General features: G+C 66.2%; 16 protein-coding genes. 2 read left to right on the top strand and 14 right to left on the bottom strand.

The window, feature by feature from the left end:
• Window positions 1-110 precede the first annotated feature (110 nt).
• Window positions 111-923, top strand: coding sequence for a DUF2306 domain-containing protein (locus FBZ87_RS19870; RefSeq protein ID WP_211107017.1), 813 nt, complete (start codon window positions 111-113; stop codon window positions 921-923).
• A gap of 27 nt (window positions 924-950) precedes the next feature.
• Here FBZ87_RS19870 and FBZ87_RS19865 read toward each other — a convergent pair whose 3' ends face one another.
• The 12 genes from FBZ87_RS19865 to FBZ87_RS19810 form a co-directional block, all read right to left on the bottom strand.
• Complete coding sequence (locus FBZ87_RS19865; protein WP_145612326.1) at window positions 951-1,520, bottom strand: histidine phosphatase family protein; 570 nt, start codon at window positions 1,518-1,520, stop codon at window positions 951-953.
• The gene (locus FBZ87_RS19860; protein ID WP_145612325.1) at window positions 1,517-2,479 is read right to left on the bottom strand and encodes a hypothetical protein; all 963 of its coding nucleotides are present in this window, start codon (window positions 2,477-2,479) and stop codon (window positions 1,517-1,519) included. Before FBZ87_RS19860 ends, FBZ87_RS19865 begins: the two co-directional genes overlap by 4 nt.
• Entirely contained in the window at window positions 2,400-3,779 is a 1,380-nt protein-coding gene (locus FBZ87_RS19855) for an AAA family ATPase (protein WP_145612324.1), read from the bottom strand. Before FBZ87_RS19855 ends, FBZ87_RS19860 begins: the two co-directional genes overlap by 80 nt.
• A 31-nt stretch (window positions 3,780-3,810) precedes the next feature.
• Window positions 3,811-4,233 (bottom strand): FCD domain-containing protein, encoded by a 423-nt coding sequence (locus tag FBZ87_RS19850; protein ID WP_246134501.1) that lies wholly within the window; start codon window positions 4,231-4,233, stop codon window positions 3,811-3,813.
• Complete coding sequence (locus FBZ87_RS19845; protein WP_145612323.1) at window positions 4,208-5,599, bottom strand: hypothetical protein; 1,392 nt, start codon at window positions 5,597-5,599, stop codon at window positions 4,208-4,210. The genes FBZ87_RS19850 and FBZ87_RS19845 overlap by 26 nt, the downstream gene beginning before the upstream one ends.
• A gap of 160 nt (window positions 5,600-5,759) precedes the next feature.
• Complete coding sequence (locus FBZ87_RS19840) at window positions 5,760-6,536, bottom strand: FCD domain-containing protein (RefSeq protein ID WP_145612322.1); 777 nt, start codon at window positions 6,534-6,536, stop codon at window positions 5,760-5,762.
• A 129-nt stretch (window positions 6,537-6,665) separates the two neighbouring features.
• Entirely contained in the window at window positions 6,666-7,388 is a 723-nt protein-coding gene (locus tag FBZ87_RS30120) for an energy transducer TonB (protein ID WP_281288987.1), read from the bottom strand.
• 19 nt (window positions 7,389-7,407) lie between these two features.
• Window positions 7,408-7,833, bottom strand: coding sequence for a TonB system transport protein ExbD (gene exbD / locus FBZ87_RS19830; RefSeq protein ID WP_145612320.1), 426 nt, complete (start codon window positions 7,831-7,833; stop codon window positions 7,408-7,410).
• A gap of 5 nt (window positions 7,834-7,838) precedes the next feature.
• Window positions 7,839-8,669 carry a tonB-system energizer ExbB gene (gene exbB, locus FBZ87_RS19825; RefSeq protein ID WP_246134500.1) on the bottom strand — a complete coding sequence of 277 codons (831 nt, stop codon included), beginning with the start codon at window positions 8,667-8,669 and terminating at the stop codon, window positions 7,839-7,841.
• A 68-nt stretch (window positions 8,670-8,737) separates the two neighbouring features.
• Entirely contained in the window at window positions 8,738-9,940 is a 1,203-nt protein-coding gene (locus tag FBZ87_RS19820; protein WP_145612318.1) for a PepSY-associated TM helix domain-containing protein, read from the bottom strand.
• Window positions 9,941-9,944: 4 nt separating this feature from the next.
• On the bottom strand, window positions 9,945-10,625 hold the full coding sequence (locus FBZ87_RS19815; RefSeq protein WP_145612317.1) for a Fe2+-dependent dioxygenase: 681 nt from the start codon (window positions 10,623-10,625) through the stop codon (window positions 9,945-9,947).
• 53 nt (window positions 10,626-10,678) lie between these two features.
• Window positions 10,679-12,889, bottom strand: a complete 2,211-nt coding sequence (locus tag FBZ87_RS19810; protein ID WP_246134499.1) for a TonB-dependent receptor — start codon at window positions 12,887-12,889, stop codon at window positions 10,679-10,681.
• Window positions 12,890-13,252: 363 nt separating this feature from the next.
• Between FBZ87_RS19810 and FBZ87_RS19805 the strand changes: the two genes are divergently transcribed.
• Window positions 13,253-13,978, top strand: a complete 726-nt coding sequence (locus FBZ87_RS19805) for a hemerythrin domain-containing protein (protein ID WP_145612316.1) — start codon at window positions 13,253-13,255, stop codon at window positions 13,976-13,978.
• 10 nt (window positions 13,979-13,988) lie between these two features.
• Here FBZ87_RS19805 and FBZ87_RS19800 read toward each other — a convergent pair whose 3' ends face one another.
• Complete coding sequence (locus FBZ87_RS19800; protein ID WP_145612315.1) at window positions 13,989-14,957, bottom strand: hypothetical protein; 969 nt, start codon at window positions 14,955-14,957, stop codon at window positions 13,989-13,991.
• Window positions 14,958-15,087: 130 nt separating this feature from the next.
• Entirely contained in the window at window positions 15,088-19,422 is a 4,335-nt protein-coding gene (locus tag FBZ87_RS19795; RefSeq protein ID WP_145612314.1) for a beta strand repeat-containing protein, read from the bottom strand.
• Window positions 19,423-19,455: the final 33 nt, after the last annotated feature.

The following is a 19,455-nucleotide window of genomic DNA, read 5'->3' as shown; positions in this document are numbered from 1 at the left end:
ATTCAGGCGAGCGCATGTATTGATTGGGGGGAGCCATGACAGCGGCATTGGACGCGGTCGCCGTCCGGGGGGCGGGCGCTGAACTTGGGGGCCGGGCGTTGCGCTGGAGCATGAGGCAGCTGGTCGCGGTCACCTGGGCCAGCGGCGCCATCTTCGGCGCCTACATCCTGGCCTTCTTCGGCGGCACCGCGGTCAACGGCACGGCCGCCCGGTGGAATGAGTCGTTGCCGGCCCTGCACGACGCTGGCGCGCCGGTGGCCACGGCCGCCATCGGCGCGCATTTCATCGCCGGCGGCATCCTGCTGTTGCTGGGCCCCATCCAGCTGATGGGCGGTGTCCGGCGCGCGGTGCCGGGGCTGCACCGCTGGCTGGGGCGGCTGTATGTGATGTGCGCCGGTTTCGCCGGGCTGGGCGGCCTGGCCTACGGCCTCACCACCGGTACGCTCGGCGGCACGATGATGAACCTGGGCTTCGGCACCTACGGCGCGCTGATGTCGCTGGCGGCGGTGCTGGCCTACGCGCATGCCCGCGCCCGCCGGTATGACCAGCACCGCGCCTGGGCCATCCGCCTGTTCGCGCTGACGGTCGGTTCCTGGCTGTATCGCATCGAATACGGCTTCTGGTTCCTGACCATGGGCCGGCTGGGCCACACCAGCCATTTCACCGGCTGGTTCGACGCGGTGATGGTGTTCTTCTTCTACGTGCCCAACCTGGCGGTGGCCGAACTGGCCATCCGCTCCTATCGCGCCCAGTCCAACAACGGGTCACTGGCCAACGGGTCACGGGCCGACGGGCCGCTGGCCTACGCCGCCACCGTCGTGCTCCTGGCGACGGCGGCCTTCGTGATCGTCGCCACCTGCTCCTTCACCGCCGATTATTGGTGGCCGGGCATCGTGGCCGGCATCACCGGCGCGTCCCTCTGATGGGCGCGCCCCGTACGGTGAGGCGTTTCACAGGGGCGTATCGGAGTCCCCGGCCAGCAGGCGGGGATACAGCTCCTTGAAGGCGAAGCCGTCGCCCTTGCCGCCCTCCTTGCGCTTGAAGCGCAGCACGACGTCGAAGCGGTCCTCCGGCCAGGCGGTGGGCGGCTTGCCCCGGCGGACGGGCAGCAGGGGGATGATGCTCTCCACGATGGCCTGATGCTCCCAGCACACCAGCACCACGCCGGACAGGGTCAGCAGCTCCTTGACCAGCGCCGCCTCCTGCCCTTTGCCGTAGGTGGTGTTGGGCACTTCCAGCCCCAGGCGCGCCGCCAGGGGCGAGGCCGTCTCGAACGGCCGCTTGCTGGGCCCCTTGTTCACCGTGGTCCCTGGCGTCGCCGCATACACCGCCGCCGGCTTGGCATAGGTGCTGCCCTCCAGCCCCGCCCCGAACAACGCCGCCCAGGCCCCCGCCCGCTGCCAGCCGCGGATGACCAGGGACTCCTTGTCCTTCTTGCCGTCCAAGGTAAGGCCAGGACCGGGCCAGGTTTCCTCAGGCTTTTCGGCATGGCGGATGAAGTAGAGGGTCAGTTTGCTCATGGACGGGCTCCCTGGCTTGGTTTTGCCCACTCAAGGTATTTTTGGAATGTTGAATATTTAGATGATCCATTTAAAATGTGTGAGAGAGCGACTCTGCTAAATACCTCAGGCTTGCATAGGTTGGCATCGCATCTTTTGAGTTTGGCATATCGGCAGATAACTCTGAAGTAGTCATCTTTATGTATCGCATACCTAGCGTCAGTATTGTGACTATCAGTCATTCTGGCTATTGTCTCTTTGGCATCCTCAGTCAGATGGGCCATGCCTTGGTTCGTCAGCATTCTTTCTAAGAAATTTGAACTATCAAAAATCAGGCTTGCCCCTTCCATGGAAATTGAATTGCTTGGGTCAACCCAAGACAATGAGGGTGCTTTATCTTTTTTGTATTTTCGAGCAAAATACAAGTACACACAAGTTCTCATTATTTCCCGTACATTGTCATGATCTATCTTCTTGCAGAAGAATGTATTGATAATTTGCATTGTAATTTCATTTGTAAAAATATAGGCTTCCAAACAAGTAAACTCTGTTAACCATAATCGCCTGTATGGCGGAATATCTTCGAGTTGATCCAAATCCTTATCGGCAAGGCAGAATACATTATCATAGCCTAGGTCCGGGTGTTCGGACAGCGTTTCGGCCAATGCTATAACTCTCCCTCGGTTTCCACTGCCATGAGGGGGCTTCAGCATGTTATTCGGAATGAATACATCATCTATATTATATATTTTGCTGTTATTTATCGAATTGACCCGTGCATATTCTTGGAGTACGCAAACATCGCTCTTTCCCTCGACAAAAATATCGCGAAGGTCTTGCTCAAGAGAGTAGGTGGCAATTATTCTGCTAACTGTGAATCTATATTCCTCTCCAATGTTTTCACAGAATCTCACCATCTGTTGCCTCTTCATTTTCCCATTCTCTTGAATCTTCACCCTCTGCTTCTTTTTCGTCGCCATTAACAATATCCTTTAATTGTACGGTGGAGCTTCTGTGTTCGGCTAGTAGATCTATAGAATGGGTTGCTAGTATGAATTGAATGGGCGTGTCGCCAGCAATATTGCTGATGCGATCGAGTATTTGCCTTTGCCATTTTATATTTAGGGATAATTCCGGCTCATCTATAATGAAAATCCCGCCCCTGCTTCTGGACAGAATGGAGTGACAAAATATAAGGAATATTTGCTTCTCCCCAGAAGATAATAGGTCTGGGTTGATTTTCCTTTTTTTCTTGTCCAGTATGGTGAATCCTTCAGTTATGCTAAATATAACTTTCTTGGGGTGGAGAAGCATATTTGCGTTATTTACAAACCTGTGAACCGCTTCATAGGATGGCTTGAGGGCGTCCTTTCTAGCTTCGATGCCATCTATGTACGGCTTAAGTATTCCCAGAACTAATTTTCTATTCTCGCCATGAGTTAATTCAATCTGCTTCAGCAAGTACTCATAATCAAATTGCCTCATCAGGCCATACGTTGAAAAATCTTTTGTAGACGCTCCTAAGTCTTCAATTCTTCTTATTAATTCAGCCTTATTATCCGTAGGCTCTTCGTCGTTGCGAGCGGTATGTGTTGCAATTCTGTTAATAACTGATCGATAGATAGAGGCTGAGTTTTCGTCACCGACTCTCGATCCTTTAATTACCTGTGATCTAATCCAACTAAACACCTGAGATATAGAGGGGCGGATTTCCAAATGGCGTGTTTGATTATCTGAAGTATTTCCCGGAAATCTCTGTATGTTGCCCAATTCATCTCTGTATAATGAGATTTCATTCCGCATATCCTTTCTATCCAGATCCGCTGACTTCCGATCGTCCGGGAGAAAGTATACTGAAAGCCCCAGTTCTTTTAGCGCGCTAATGACTGGAATGGATTGTGGTGCCTGCACGGGCCTGTCGTCATCAGAGCCAAGATCTAGTCGGACAACCTCTCGACCTGGTTGATCTAAAACAAACGTAAATTTCCCATTAAGGACGCCAATCGGCCTTTCGGCGGCGACTTTTGTTCCGTCACTTAAATACACTCTAACGCTTTGAAAAGTGGTTCTCATAATAAATGAACGGGCATCTGGAACGGATTTTGGAACTAATAGCCCATAAATAATTCTTAATATGGTCGTTTTTCCAGATCCGTTATCTCCATATAAAATGAAGAATCTGTGTATATCTTTTTGTTCTTTTGGCAAAACATAATCATGATAGCCAAATAGTTTGTCGACCTCAATTCGAATTATGCTTAATGGGGCGGATGCGGCCATTTTTTGCCTCTAAAATATTATTGATATACCGTCATTGAGGCGAAATAATCGCGTTATTACTTATCAGCCACGATATCCCGCCCGCAATCCGCCTCAACGATGCCTCCAGCCTAGCATCCGCGCGCGAAATTTCAACCAAAGCGTCGCGGATGAAGTTGATGTGCGCCTCGGCGGCCGCGCGGGCTGACGCCGGGTCGCCCTTCATGATGGCCTCGTAGAGGGCGCGGTGCTGGCTCAGCAGCAGTTGGCGGACGCCGGTGCGCTGGTACAGCTTGGCGCGGTTGAAGAAGACGTCCTGGCGCAGCATCTCGGACAGGGCGCGCATGATGTGCAGGATGACGACGTTGTGGGTGGCCTCGTAGACCGCCAGGTGAAAATCGGCGTCGGCGTCCGCCTCTTCCTTTGCCTCGTCACGGCCGTGAGCGGCCTCACGGCACCGCCGCCCGCTCGCCACCGCCGCGCTTGGCCTCCTGCAGGTCGCGCACTTCCTCCATCACGGTGTCGCGCCCGGCGGCGAAGTCGGGGAAGCGCCAGCCCACTTCCTGTTCCGGGCTGAGGTCGCCGGCGGCGACGCCGAAGGCGTAGTTCAGCCAGAAGCATTTGGTGACGTCGCGGCAGCCATGGACCCAGTCGTGCATGCCGGTGGCATAGCCCACGGTGGTGTTGGTGTTGCGCAGCACCAGGGGCGCGCCGGTCTCGCCCCAGAAGGTGTCGCGGTCGCCCACGCGTTGGCCGATGATGTGGGCGCGGGCGCCGGCGTAGTACTTGGCGCGGGCCAGGGTGACGATGGCGGCGGAGAAGGTGGCGTTGCCGGTCAGCAGCCACAGATTCCCGTCCGGGGCCAGCAGCGTGGGCAGGCGGCGGGTGAAGTCCACCGTCTTGGTGTAGTCGCCGCCGCCGTCATAGCGCAGGTCGATGACCATCCAGCGCCAGCCGCCCGGCGGCGCGCTGGCGGCAACGGCCTCCAGCTGCCGGGTCAGCGGGCCCTTGTCATCATCCATCACGGCGTTCAGGCGCAGGTATAGGCCCTGGTGGTCCAGCGCGCGGGCCTCCAGGCTGGCCGTATTGCCGCCGTAGAGATGGGTGAAGGCGGCGGCCTGCGGCAGCCAGCGCAGGCTGTCGGCACTGGCCATGGGGCCGGCCTCCAGCGACGTCTGCATCGTCCCGCCCGCCTCATCCGCCAGGGTCAGCGCCAGGTGGCGGCCGTCCGTCTCCGGCCAGACGGCGCGCAGCAAGGCGGGGCAGACCAGCAGGTTGATGCCCTGGGCCCGCGCATGCTCGTCAGTGCCGGTCAGATAGGGTCGCACGGCGGCGGGGATGTCGTCCGCGGGGTGGCCGTCGATGGCCGCCACCCGGCGACCCAGCAGGCCCGCCTGGGCGTCGGCGGCGCCGATGACGTACAGGCCGTCGTCGAACCAGGCCAGGCGCACCGGCGCCACGCCGTACTCCGCGTATTTGGGGAACAGCTGCACGGCGGTGTGGCCGTTGCCGGCCAGGGCCACCAGCCGCGCCACCTCCATCACGAAGGTGGGGGCATCCATCTCGCCCACGCGGGCGCGCAGGTCCGCCACCCCCTGGGTGAAGGCGGCCCGCCCCTCCGCCGTGAAGCTGCGGTCCAGGTCCAGCAGCACCAGCAAATCGTCCAGGTCTTGGCCGCGCGCGTTGGCGATACTGGTGGGTGAGGGCTTGGGCGCCAGGGTGACGGAGGGGCTGAAGCGGGCGCGCAGGGCCGTGCCCACCAGCCATTCCGCCCTGAACCACAGCGCCGCCGCGGCGGCCGCCAACACGATGACGGCGAGCACGAGCCGTTTGTACGACATGAGTTTTTTCCCCCTGTTCTGTCGGGGGCGCTTACTCAAACGCCGTGCCAGTTTGGTTAATCTTTATTTATCAATAGGTTGACGAAGGGGCGCGTAAAAGAGATGGAGTTGGTCTTCAAAAAATGAGCACTGACGCCAATCGAGAGCCGTTCTCGCCACCCTATTTGTCGGCGGCCACGATATCTCCGCCGGCGATGCGGCGCAGTGAGGCTTCCAGCCGGGCATCGGCGCGGGAGATTTCCACCAGGGCGTCGCGGATGAAGTTAATGTGCGCCTCGGCGGCCGCGCGCGCCGCCGCGGGGTCGCCCTTCATGATCGCCTCATACAGGGCGCGGTGTTGGCTCAGCAGCAGCTGGCGCACGCCAGTACGCTGGTACAGCTTGGCGCGGTTGAAGAAGACATCCTGGCGCAGCATCTCGGCCAGGGCGCGCATGATGTGCAGGATCACGACGTTGTGGGTCGCCTCATAGACCGCCAGGTGGAACTCCGCATCGGCGTCCGCTTCTTCTTTCGCCTCGTCATGGCCGTGGGCGGCCTCCATGGCCTCGAACCGGGCCTGGATCTGGGCGCGATCGACGTCGGTGGCGCGCAGGGCGGCGTAGTAAGCGGCGGCACCCTCCACCTCCGTCCTGAACTCCAGGTAATCCAGGGTGGTCTCAGGCCGCGCGGCCAGCACGGCGTGCAGCGGCTCGGTAAAGGTGGGACCCAGCAGGGGGGCGACGAAGGTGGCCCCGCCCCGGCCGCTGCGCAGCAGGCCGCGCTGCTCCAGCTTCTCCAGCGCCTCGCGCAGCGAGGGGCGGGAGACGTTGAAGCGCACCGCCAGCTCCCGCTCCGGCACCAGCTTCTCGCCTGGGCGCAGGCTGCCTTCCACGATCAGCTGTTCCAGATGGTCGGCGATGGTGTCGGCCAGCTTGGCCGGCCGGATACTGTCCTTCATGGGGTCCCGTCAGCGTTTCCTCTGCCCCACCGTCTCCGGCCGCTTGCTTTCGGCGGCGGCGCGGTGGTGCGGTCAAAATAATTGACCAGTGGCGCCTTGGGGCGCAACGGAAATGACGGGCCGGGTAGATCAGCGCAGCAGGCTGAAATCCACCGGCATGGTCCAATCCAGGGGTTTGTCGTCCGGGGCGGGGGGCAACGGGTCGGCCCGCCGCACCGTGGCCACCGCCTCCTCATCCAGCAGGGCGAAGCCGGAGCCGCGCTCCAGCGTCACGCTCAGCACATGGCCCGCCCGGTCGAGGGTGAAGTGCACCAAGGCGGTGCCCACCTGGTGGCGCTGCCGCGCCTGCGCGGGATAGCGCAGATAGCGGTAAAGATGCGCCATCAGCCGGCCCTCATAGCTGTCCGGGCCCTTGCTGGCCGGTGCCGGCGGGGCGGGCGGCGCCTCCGGTGCTGGGGTGGAGGTCTGCACCGCCGTGCTGGGCGGCGGCTCGGGTTGCGGCGTCGCAATCGGGGCGGGCTGCGGCGGCACCGGCGGGGGGGGAGGCAGGGGAAGGGGCTTCACCGCCACCGGCTTGGGCGGCGGCGGCTTGGGCGCGGGTTTGGGCGGCTCCGGCTTCGGGGGCTCGGGCTTGGGCGGTGCGGGTGGCGGTGGCGCCGGGGGCGGCGGCAGGTCGATCTGCAGCGGCGGCGGAGGGGGCGGCGGTTCCAGGGTGGAGCGTGCCATCAGCCAGGGCAGGGCCAGGGCATGGGCGGCCAGCACCAGGGCCAGGCTGCCGCCCCAGACCAGGCGTGCGCGCCTGTCTTCACCAGGCCTGTCCTCGCCAGGAAGATCGCCGCCGTCCTTGTTCATCGATGCCATCGCCATGGCGTCACGGGGCCCCGCCGCCGTCCAGCCCCACCAGCGAGACCTTCAGGTATCCCGCCGTGCGCAGGCTGTTCATCACCGCCGTCAGGTCGCCGTAGGAGACGGCGCGGTCGGCGCTGAGGGTGATGCGCTGGTCCTTGTCGCCGCCGGCGGCCTCGTCCAGGGCGGCGGCCAGGCCGTCGCGCGCCACGTCGGCGCCGTTGATCGCCAGGGTCAGGTCGGCGCGGATGGTCAGGGTCACGGGCTTTTCCGGGTGTGGCCGGGGCGGCGCGTTGGAGGAGGGCAGGTCCACGGGCACATCCACGGTGGCCAGGGGGGCCGCCACCATGAAGATGATCAGCAGCACCAGCATCACGTCGATGAAGGGCGTGACGTTGATCTCGTGGGTTTCGGCCAGCTCATCGCCGCCGTGGGAAAGACGGGCAGCCATCCGGGTCACTCCGCCGCGCGGCTGCGGGCCCGAGGGGCACCCGCCCCTTGCATGCCCGCCTGCTCCCGGTCCAGGTCGCGGCTGACCAGGCGCAGCACGCCGGCCGACACGTCGGCCAGCAGCACGCGGTAGCCGTCCACCTTGCGGGCGAAGACGTTGTAGACCACCACCGCCGGGATGGCGGCCACCAGGCCGGTGGCGGTGGCCAGCAGCGCCTCGGCGATGCCGGGGGCCACGACGGCCAGGCTAGTGGTCTGCGTCTTCGAGATGCCGATGAAGCTGTTCATGATGCCCCAGACGGTGCCGAACAGGCCGACGAAGGGGGCGGTGGCGCCGATGGTGGCCAGCACGCCGGTGCCGCGCACGATGGCCCGGCGGGCCTTGGCCTCCAACCGTTCCAGCCGCAGCACCACACGCTCCTTCACGCCCTCTGCCGGCAGGCCTTCGGACAGCGCGCGCTCTGCCGACGCGGCGCGGGCGAAGGCCAGGGCCAGGGCGTCGCCCTCACCGGTCAGCTGGCTGGCCGCCACGTCCAGCGAGGGGGCCTCGTCCAATTTGTCCAGCGAGCCCTGCAGGCGGCCGCGCGCGGCGCGCAGCTCCAGCCCCTTGGCCAGCAGGATGGTCCAGGTGACGACGGAGGCCGCCAGCAGGCCCAGGATGACGGCCTTCACCACCCCATCGGCGTTCAGGAACATGCCCATGGCCGACAGGTCGTGCGGCACGGTGGTGGCGGCGGTGCGGGCCGCCCCCTCCTGCGCCCAGGCGTTGGTCGCCCCTAAGCCCAATGCCGCCGTCAAGCTGGCGGCGGCCGTCTGCTTCAGCAACTTGGTCGCCATGTTGGTCGTGCCCCTCTTTGAAAGCATTGCGTCGCTGCCCTGACGCGTCGTGAAACGGTTGGCGGTGGTCATTCCGCGGCGGATTGCAGGATGGCGGCGGCGCGGGCGGCGCCTGCCTTGCGGTTTCGGCGCTTAATCCACCACATGGACGTGCCGGTGATGGCGAACAGGGTGGGCAGCAGGCCGCTCAGCGCCACCAGGACGCGGTAGACGGGGCCCAGCCCTTCGCCCTCGTGCAGGGGGCGCATCCAGCCGGTGACCTTGTTGCCCGCCGCCTGCGTGCTGGGGTCCCGCACCTCCACCACCTGGCGGGCCCAGGGGTCCACCATCAGGGTGACGGCGCTGGGGGCGTCGCCGCCCAGGGGCGCCAGCACCACGCGGATGGCCTGGTCCGGGCTCTGCGGCAGGCTGGCGCCGCGCAGGGCCAGGCCGGGGCGGGGGGAGGCCGCCAGGGCGATGGCCACGGCCTCATCCACGCCGGCCGGGTCCACGCCGTCACGCGGCGTCACCTTGGGCACGGCGAAGCCCTGGGTCTGCGCCGCCATGGGCAGCACCGCACCCACACCGGCGGCGATGCTCTGGGGGAAGGCGATGGCCACACCGGTGACGCTGACCACCAGGAAGACGGCCAGGCCCCAGATGCCGGCGGCTCCGTGCAGCTCGCGGTGGAAGCGGGCGCCCTTGGCCGCCTTGCGCACGATGAAGGACTGGCGCCATTGCCCGGGCCGGGGCCACCACAGCACTAGGCCCGTGACGCCCAGCGCCGTCATGATGACGCCCAGGTATCCCACCAGGTCGCGGCCGCTGCGATCCTGGATCAGCAGATTGCCGTGCAGGCGGTGGATCCAGCCGATGGTGGCGTCCAGGCCCGGGGTGCTGACCACCGCCAGGGTGACCGGGTCGATGTGCACGCTGATGCCGGGCATGCCGCCGCCTTGCGGGCGGGGGCCGCCCTGGTTATGGGCGTGCTCTCCACCTTGCGGCGTGCGGCGCGGCGCCTGGAAGCGCACGGTGGCGATTCCGCCTGGCGCGGACGGGGCGGCGTAGCTGGCGGGCTTGGCGCCCGCAGGCGCCACCGCGGCGGCGGCGTCCACCACCTCGGCCACGCTGCGCGGTGCCGCATCGGCGGGCGAGGCCGGCACTGATGGGGTGAACACGGCGCGCAACTCCGGCTCGATCACCAGCGCGGTGCCCGACAGGCCCAGCGCCAGCAGGGGCAGGCCCAGGATCAGGCCCACCCACAGGTGCAGGAAGCGCAGCGTCTTCATCATGGCGTCAGGCCTCCGCCCAGCGGCGCAGCAGGTTATGGTAGATGCCGGTCAGCCGCACCACGGCGGGCTGGCCGGCGGCCTCGCGGTTCAGATCCTGGATGGTCGTATCCAGATCGAACAGCAGGGTGCGTTCCCCGTCGTCGCGCACCATGCTTTGCATCCAGAAGAACGAGGCGATGCGGGCGCCCCGGGTCACCGGGGCCACGCGGTGCAGGCTGGTGGACGGGTACAGCACCATGTCGCCGGCCGGCAGCTTCACCTCATGCTCGCCGTAGGTGTCCTCCACCAGCAGTTCCCCGCCGTCATATTCGTCGGGATCGGCCAGGAACAGGGTGGCGGACAGGTCGGTGCGCACGCGGTGCGGCGTGCCGGGTATCTGGCGGATGGCGTTGTCCACGTGGATGCCGAACGACTGGCCGCCGGCGTAGCGGTTGAACAGCGGCGGGAAGACCTTCAGCGGCAGGGCCGCCGACAGGAACAGGGCGTTCTTTTCCAGCGCCGCCAGGATCATGTCGCCCATGGCCCGGGCCGCCGGATGGTCGGCCGGGATCTGGGCGTTGTTCTTGGCCATGGCCGACTGGTGGCCGGCCGTGACGCGGCCGTCCACCCAATCGGCGGTTTCCATCCGCTGGCGGCACCAGGCGACCTGCTCCTGGGTCAGGACGCCGGGAATGTGAAGAAGCATGGGTGCCGCCTTGGATGGTCGAGGGTTGGGATGGTCTGGGGTTGATGGATGGATCAGAAGGCGAAGTTGGCGGTGAACTGGACGGTGCGGCCCTCGCCCGGGACCAGGTGGGCCGGATGGATCTGGTCGACGTAGTCGCGGTCGGTCAGGTTGATGATGTTGGCCTGGATGCTGATCTTTTCCGTGATGTCGTACTTGGCCATGGCGTTGAAGGTGACATAGCCGGGCACGGTGTTGATCAGGTTGGTGGCCGCCACCGGGCTGGAGCTGCCGATGCGCTGCGACACCGCGTTGGCGCCGCCGCCGATCTGCAGCTGGTGCGTCACCTGATAGGTGGTCCACAGGTTGAAGGTGTGGTGCGGCACGTTGGGCAGACCGCGGCCCACCTGGCTGAAGGTGGTGGATTTGATGACCCGGCCGTCCATGTAGGCGTAGCTGGTGCTGACCTGCCAATCCTCGGTGATACGGCCGGTTACCTCCAGCTCCACACCCTTCACCTTCTGGTCGCCGCCCAGCACGTTCAGGGCGGAGTTGTTGGGGTCGGTGACGCGGGCGTTGTCCTTTTCCGTCTGGAACAGGGCGGTGCGCACGCTCAGCGCGTCGTGCAGCAGGTCGATCTTGCCGCCGACCTCGTAGGTCTTGTTGCTTTCCGGATCCAGGTTGGCCGTGGCGGCGGACAGCGACAGCTGCTCGGCCGACGGGTTGAACGAGGTGCCGAAGCTGGCGTAGAGGCTGCTTTCCGGCGTCGGCTTGAACACCAGCGAGGCGCGGCCGGACGGCAGGCTGTCGGTGCGGGAGAAGGCGGCGGCCGGGGCCACGGTCTGCTTGTAGTCCGTGTCCAGGTGGTCGTAGCGGAAACCGCCGACCAGCGACCACTGCTCATTGAACTTCATGGTGTCGACGGCGAACACCGCCACCGTGTCCACCGTGGTGCTGACGCGGGAGGAGATGGTGCCCACGCCGGCGAAGGTCTGGTACTCGTTGGGGTTCAGCAGGGTGGTGGTGGGAACGCCGGTCCACGCGGTGCGCGTCGGGTCCGAGGTCTCGCGCGACAGTTCCACGCCCGTCACCAGATGGTGTTCCAGGAAGCCGGTGTTGAACCGGGCCGAGGCCGTGGCCTGGTCGTCCAGGGTGGTTTCCACGCTGCGCACGGTGATGGCGTTGCGCTTGATGGCCACGCCCGACAGCGGCCCGACGGTGGCTGGCGTCACGTTGGCGTTCACCAGCTGCGGCTCGGTGATGCGGACGTTGCGGTAGTAGTTGCCGTAACGGAACTGGTTTTCCAGGGTGATGCCGGACGTCAGGTCGTGCTGCACGTCGGCGGTCACGACATTGGCGTCGGTCTTCAGGTAGTCGCTGTGGAAACCGTAATAGGTGCGGTAGTCCACCGGCGCCGGCTGGCCCAGCAGGAAGGGGATGCCGTAGTCCGGCCGGTCGTTTTCCGACTGGTGTAGATAGCTGATGGTGACGCGGGTGGGCGTGCCGATGCCGAAGGCGACGGAGGGCGCGAAGCCGTAGCGCTCGTTCTTGGCGCCGTCGCGGCCCTCGACGAAGCTGCTGGTGCCCATGGCGTTCAGGCGCACGGCGGTGGTGGCGTCGATGGCGCGGTCCACGTCCGCCGTCAGGCGCTTCATGCCGTCGGTGCCCAGGGTGGCGGTGCCGGCGGTGATGGCCTCCAGCGTGGGTGTCTTGCTCACCTGGTTGATGGTGCCGCCGGTGGACCCGCGCCCGAACATGGCGCTATCCGGGCCCTTCAGCACCTCGGCCGACTGGTAGTTGAAGCTGTCGCGGTAATAGCTGCCGAAGTCGCGCAGGCCATCCAGGAAGATGTCCGACCGGGCGCTGAAGCCGCGCAGGGTCAGGCTGTCGCCCTGGGCGCCGCCTTCACCGGCCGCCAGGCTGATGCCGGCGACGTTGCGCAGGGCATCGCGCAGGGTGGCGACGCCCTGGTCCTTCATCTCCTGGCCGGAGATGACGGTGACCGACTGCGGCGTGTCCAGCAGCTTTTCCGTCAGCTTCACGTTGGACGACCGCTCGGTGCGATAGTCCTGCGCCGGGGCGGCGTCCTGGTCCTGCACCGACAGGGTGGGCAACTGGCCCGTGCCGCCCTGGGTGGCGGGCGCCGTCGCCGTCTGGGCCTGCGCACCCAGGGAAAGCAGGGCGCCGCCGGCCAGGCCCACGCTCGCCAGGCCCAGGGCGGTGCGGGCCAGCGTGCGGGGCGTCTTGGCCCGGCTTGCGATGATGATGTTGCGGTTGCTCGACATGACGGTCCCCACCTTGATGCCACGCTATGTGGTTGGCTCCCCGCGCGGATCCCGGCTATCGAGCTCCGCGGTTATACCCTTTGTTAAGATTGCGAGCGACTCTTATTTGCCGATTTGCGCCATGTCAACGGCCACCTGAGACTGATTATCAGAATCCATCGCAGAAGATCCGCATGGCTGCGTTGCGGTGCATCAAAATGAGATAAAGTCGGTTGGGCGATGTGTGCCGGAACCGCTCCGCCGTACCGGCGTTCTGCGGGTGGCGGGGTCGCCGATTGGTCCGCTGCCGATTGGTCCGCTGCCGAAGGGGCCGCTGCCGAAGGGGCCGCTGCCGAAGGGGCCGTTGCCGAAGGGAAGGAACCGATGGATACAGTGGATCAGCGTCGCCGTTCATTCCTTCACGCCGGTTCAGCCGGCGTCGTCGTGGCCACAGGCTTGGCCTTGGCCGGATGCGGTGAAGGGGCAGGCAGCGAAAAGGACGTCGGTGCGGTGGAAGACCTGATGCGTGAGCACGGCGTGCTGCGCCGGGCCCTGTTCGCCTACACGGAGGCTGCCGCGCGCCTGCGCGCGAACGACGGGGCAGCCGACTCCGGGACCATCGACGCCGGGGCCCTGAAGCGGGCGGCGACCTTGTTCCGCACGTTTGGCGAGGATTACCACGAGCGCCTGTTGGAGGAGGCCCACATCTTCCCGGCGATCCGCAAGCTCCAGGGCCCGGTGGCGGCCTATCCCGACGTGCTGACGGCGCAGCACCAGCGCGGGCGGGAGATCACCGACTACATCCTGGGTGTGACCGGCAAGGGGGCGATTGGGACCGCCGACCGGGAACCGATGGCCCGCGCGATGGAGACCCTGGTCCGGATGTACCGGGCCCATGCCGCCCATGAGGACACCGTGGTTTTCACGGCATGGAAACAAGCCCTGTCCGGGCACGAGCTGGACGAGATGGGGGACAAGTTCGAGGAGATCGAGCACCAGAAATTCGGCAAGGACGGGTTTGACGACGCGGTCCACCAAATCGCGGACATTGAACAAGCCCTGGGATTGGCCGACATCGCCCAGTTCACCGCGCCACCACCCCTTGGCTGACGGGACCGTTTTAAGGCGCGCCGAAGCTCTGCCGCATGTGCAGGGAGATGCTGCTGCGCTGCAGGACGCCGGTTTCCCAGGGGTCCATGGAGTAAAGGCCCTCCAGGTAGGCCTTGTCCGCCGCGCTCAGGGTTGCGGTCTTCTGGTCGTCCGCGCAATTGGCCGCGAACAGGTCCAGAATGCTGGGCAGGTCGCCGCACTGGCCTAGGACCTTGGGCTGAGCCAGCGCCAGGACGCCCAGGTAATCCGCAACTGCGCCCAGTTTCAGGCCCAGGATCCGGTCGGTGTTCACCACCATCAGGACGTGGGTCAGAACCGGGCGCAGGCCGCCGGTGGAAAGCCGGCTGCCCAGACCGCCGCCCAAGCTCATCTGGTAGGGATCGTCAATGGCGGTCAGGATGCCGTTGCTGGTGGAGGTGACATACCAGGCCTGGATGGGTCTGGTGACCTGGGACAGCGCCTTGGCCTGGTGCACGAAATGATAGCCCAGCAGCCGGGGATATTTATCCGCCACCGCGTCCATGAGCCTCTGCGGCTGGTCGGTGAAAAAGATGTCCACGTTGGTTTTGCAGGATGCGCGAGAGGTCGGCGCCCCGACGGCTTGCGCAATGGCGCGGATGCGCGTGGTGATGAAGGCGCTGATATCCGCCGGGACGTTCTGCACCTGTGGACATACCGCCCTGTCCCAACGGGCGATCTGGTCGCTGTACGGCGCGCGCTTCCCATGGTCCCGCACGAAATCGCCGATGATTTCCTGTAGCCTCTCCGTCTTCAGGCGCATACCGGTGACCACGACAGTCTCTGCGGTGTCCGCATCGTTTTCCGGCACCCCGGCCCCCGGGACAATGGCGTCCCCGGCTGGGGGTGAGCCCCCATCGGATTGGGCCAGGGCCAAGGGTGGCGGCACTGCCAGCCCAAGCACCAGGGCGACGGCGAAGGCGATCGCGTTGCGCCGCCTGTTCCCTTGGCCATGCCCCATAGCCGCCTCCCGATCCGCCACAACCGTTCCCTGGTCACAAGGCTAGGCGCAACGCGGGATAGCAGCAATGGCCTATTTTCTCGGAAAAGGCTGGGTCGGCGCCCCTTGCCCAGGCGCCGGCCCGCCAGGGTCAGAACCCGGTGCCCCCGATCTGGGCGGTGGAGCCACCGACGATGGTGCCGGTGGTGATGGTGCCGGCGCCGGCGCTGTTGACGATGGTGCCGCTGGTGTGTTGGTAGCCGATCAGCAGGCCGGCATAGTTCGGCGGGTTGCTGGTCAGGATGTCGCTGACACTGCCGCTGTTCACCACCGTGCCGCTGTTGTTGCCGATGAGGCCACCGACGAAGCTGAGGCCCGAGACGGTGCCGCTGCTGCGGCTGTCGGTGACCGTGCCTGCGTTGATGCCCACCAAGCCGCCGACCGAATTGTCGGTCTGGGCGTTGACGTTGCCGGTGGCGTAGCTGTGGCTGATCAGGCCGTTGTTCCTGCCCACCAGGCCACCGATCGCGCCGCTTTCCGGGGCGTTGAAGACGTCGCCGGTGGCGTAGCTGTCGGTGATGGTGCCTTCATTGGTGCCGACCAACCCGCCGACCTCACCATCCCGCCCGCCGGAGGAGACGGTGCCACCGGCGTGGCTGGCGGCGACCAAGCCCAAATTCTCACCCACCAGGCCACCCACGGCGTCACCCCGGGCGCTGCCCAGCACGGTGCCCAGGGCGTAGCTGTTGGTGACCGTGCCGCTGTTGGACCCCACCAGGCCGCCCAGGCCATAGCTGCCGTAGCCGCTGTCCCTGATGGCGCCGGTGGCGTAGCTGTTGCTGACCAGGCCCAGGTTCTGTCCCACCAGGCCGCCGACATAGACGCCGGCATAGCCGGGGAAGGTGGTGACGCCGGCCACCGTGTCGCTGATGGTGCCGGTGGCATGGCTGTCGCTGATGGTGCCGCTGTTGACGCCCGCCAGTCCGCCGACGCGATAGTTGGCGTTGACGTCGCCGCTGGCCCAGCTGCGGCGGATTTCCCCGCTGTTCAACCCGACCAGCCCGCCGACGGTGCCGGACGTCTGCGCGATGATGGCGCTGGTGGCGGAACTGTCGGTGATGGTGCCGCTGTTCGACCCCGCCAGGCCCCCGATCATCAGACCACCGGTGCCGGCGCCGCCGGCCACGGTGATGGTGGCGCCGGCCTGGTCGCCGCCCAGCAGCCCGCTGTTGGCGCCAACCAGCCCACCCACCCCTTGGGCCAGGGTGCCGGTGTTGACCAGGCCGGTGGCGTAGCTGCTGGTGATGGTGCCGCCGTTGGTTCCGGCCAGTCCGCCGGCCCCGGTGACGCTGTTGCCCACTGTCACGGCGCCCAGGGCGAAGCTGTGGTTGACCAGGCCGTCGTTCTGGCCCACCAGCCCGCCGACGCCGCTGACGCTGTTCCCGACCTGCACGGCGCCGGTTGCATAGGCGTCGGTGATGGTGCCAGCGTTGCCGCCTACCAGGCCGCCCAGGGCTTGGCCCCGGTTGCCCGCCGTCACCCGGCCGGTGGCATAGCTCTGCCCGATCGTCCCGCCACTGTTGAGGCCGACCAGTCCGCCGATGTCGGTGCCGGCCACCAGGCCGCTGTCGTCACGGGCGGTGACGGCGCCGTTGGCGTGGCTGGCGGTGATGATGCCGTAGTTCACGCCGGCCAGGCCGCCGGTCCCGCTGACGCCCTCCACGGCGCCGGTGGCGTAGCTGTCTGTGACCGCGCCCCTGTTGTAGGCGACCAGGCCGCCCACCGTCTGCGGCCCGGCGATGGTGCCGGCGAAGCGGGCAATGACGCTGCCGGTGGCGTGGCTGGCGCTGATGGTGCCGTAGTTGTAGGCCACCAGACCGCCCAAATTGCCGGTGCCGCCGACATCGCCGGTGGCGTAGCTGCTGGCGATGGTGCCGTATGTGCCGTTGGTGTTGACCAGGCCGGCGGCGTTGGTGACGGCGTCGCCGGCATGGCTGCCGGTGATCAGGGCGGCGTTCACCCCCACCAGGCCGGCCACGCCGTCGCCCAGCATACCGCCGGCGGCGTAGGAATTGGTGATGGCACCCAGCTGGTTCAGTCCCACCAGGCCGCCCCAGCCGGCGCTGTAGGCGCTGTCCGCCACGGTGACGGTGGCCGCCGAATAGCTGTCGATGATGGTGCCGGCAAGGGAGACGGGCGGCGGCCAATGCGGGTCGAACAACCGGACGAAGCCGTTCTGCCCCACGAGGCCGCCCACCTGGCTGGCGTTGGGACCCGCTGCCACCGTGCCCAGCGAGAAGCTGCTGAAGATGCGGCCCTGGTTGTCGCCCACCAGGCCGCCGACATTGGCGGACAGGCTGCCCGTGGTCACCCGGTTCACGGTGTAGCTGTCGATGATGGTGCCGCTGTTGCCGCCGGCCAGGCCGCCGATGCCGCTGCCGGGCATGGGTGGCGGTGTGATGTTGAGGACGGTGCCGTCGTCCGGCAGGTCGTTGTCGCCGCCGGTGCGGGTGCCCGTCGTCACGCTGCCCAGGGCATAGCTGGCGCTGATCAGGCCGTCGTTCTGGCCCACCAGGCCGCCGATGCGTGTGGTGTGGTCGCCGGCGCTGACCGCCACGGCGGCGTGGCTTGAGGCAATGGTGCCCGCGTTGGTGCCGGCCAGCCCGCCCACCCGCTCCGACCACAGGCTGGTCAGGGCGATGGTGCCCGTGACCTGGCTGTTGGTGATGGTGCCGGCGTTCCAGCCGGCGATGCCGCCCACATTCTGGGTGCCGCTGGCGTTGACCGCTGTCAACGACACGTCGTTCAGCGTGCCGGAATTGCCGCCGAACAGGCCGACATAGCTAAAGCCGCCGCCACCCACGGTCAGGTTGGCGATGCCGTGGCCCAGGCCCTGGAAAGCGCCGGAGAAAGGCGTGGCGCCATCGCCCACGGCGGTGTAGGCGAAGCCGGACATGTCCAAATCGGCATTCAGGGCGTAGTGGCCGCCCAGGTCGCCGGCCATTGCCTGCAGCTGCGCGGGATTGTTGACCAGGGTATAGGCCTGGCCCTGGATGGACAGGCCGTCGCCGGGGGCGGCCAGGGTGACCCTGGCGCCCTGATTCACCTCCAGGCCGCCGCTGCCCCCCTGGGCGGGGTTCAAGGCCAGGCCGGCGGCCGTGGCGCCGCCGTGGCGGATGTCGGCGCTGACGGTGATGTCGCGGTAGGCGTTCAGGGTCAGGCTGTTGGGTCCGGTCCAGGCGATGGCGCCCGCCACCAGGATGTCGCCGTTTCCACTGCCGGTGGACCCGGTTTGCAGGGTGACGTTGGTGGTGGCCAGGGCCGTTTCCACCGTGCCGCTGCTGACGGCGCCGGGGCCGCCGGGGCCCACGATCAGGTCGGCGGGGTCCAGCAGCCAGGTGCCGGTGTGGCCGTGCCGGGCGGTGGTGTCGACATGGATGTCGGCGATGGACAGGGTGGCGCCTGAGGTCTCGATGGTGCCGCCATCGCCGCCGGCAGCACCCGCCTTGGCGCTCAGGGTGCCGGCGACGGTGGTCACGCCATCCGACTTCAGGCGGATGGTGCCGCCGTCACCCGCGCCCGCGCCATCGGCGGCGATGGTGCCGCGGCTGTCGATCCCGGTCGATGCCTCCAGCGTCACGACGCCGCCGTGGCTGGTCAATGCGCTCGCCTCGATCACGCCGGTGTTGTTGATGACGCCGCCCAGCAAGGCGTCGGCAGACTTTGCAGCCAGCACGACCTGCCCATCGGACGCCGCGATCATCTGGTGGTTCACGATCAGCGTGCGGATGGCGGCCGGATCAACTGCCACGCTGACACTTCCTTTATCGCCCTTTGGATCAAAGGTCAGCGTCACCTTCTCACCGGCCGCCAGCACCACGCTGCCCAGCTTGGCGGTGATGACGCCGTCGTTGATCACCTCTGGCGCCAGCAGGCCGACATAGCCGCCGCTGGCCGCCGTCAGCGCGCCCTGGTTGGCGACCGTGGCGGTGCTGCCGTTGCGTTGGAAGGTGTAGGTGCCCGCCATGAAGTCCTGGTTGGCGATATCCAGGGTAGAGGCGACCAGGCCGCCGACGTTGACGCTGGCGCCCTGGCCGAAGGTGATGCCGGCGGGGTTGACGATGAAGATCTGCCCGTTGGCCGTCAGCTTGCCCAGGATGTCCGAGGGAATGCCGCTCAGCACCCGGTTCAGCGCCGCCGAGGCCGGGCCCGGCTGGTGGAAGGTGACACCGGCGTTGCCACCGATGCTGAAGTCCTGCCAGGTGATGACGGCGCGCGGGCTGGTCTGGTTGACCGTCATGGCGGCGCCCGACTGGCTGATGCTGGCGCTACCCGCCGCCACGCTGCCACCGGTCGGCAGGGTGGTGGGGGCGGTGTCGGCGTGGCCCGCCGCCGGCCACAGGGCGGCGGAGGCCAGCAGCAACAGGCGCAGGCGGGCGATCCGGTTCAGGCGCGTGGATACGGGGCGGAGACGCAGGTCGCTCATGGCGAATCCCTCGGGGTTCCTCCCGCCTGGTGC

Source organism: Nitrospirillum amazonense, from assembly GCF_007828035.1.
GTDB classification, from domain to species: Bacteria; Pseudomonadota; Alphaproteobacteria; order Azospirillales; family Azospirillaceae; genus Nitrospirillum; species Nitrospirillum amazonense.
This window is presented reverse-complemented; position numbering and strand designations above follow the sequence as displayed.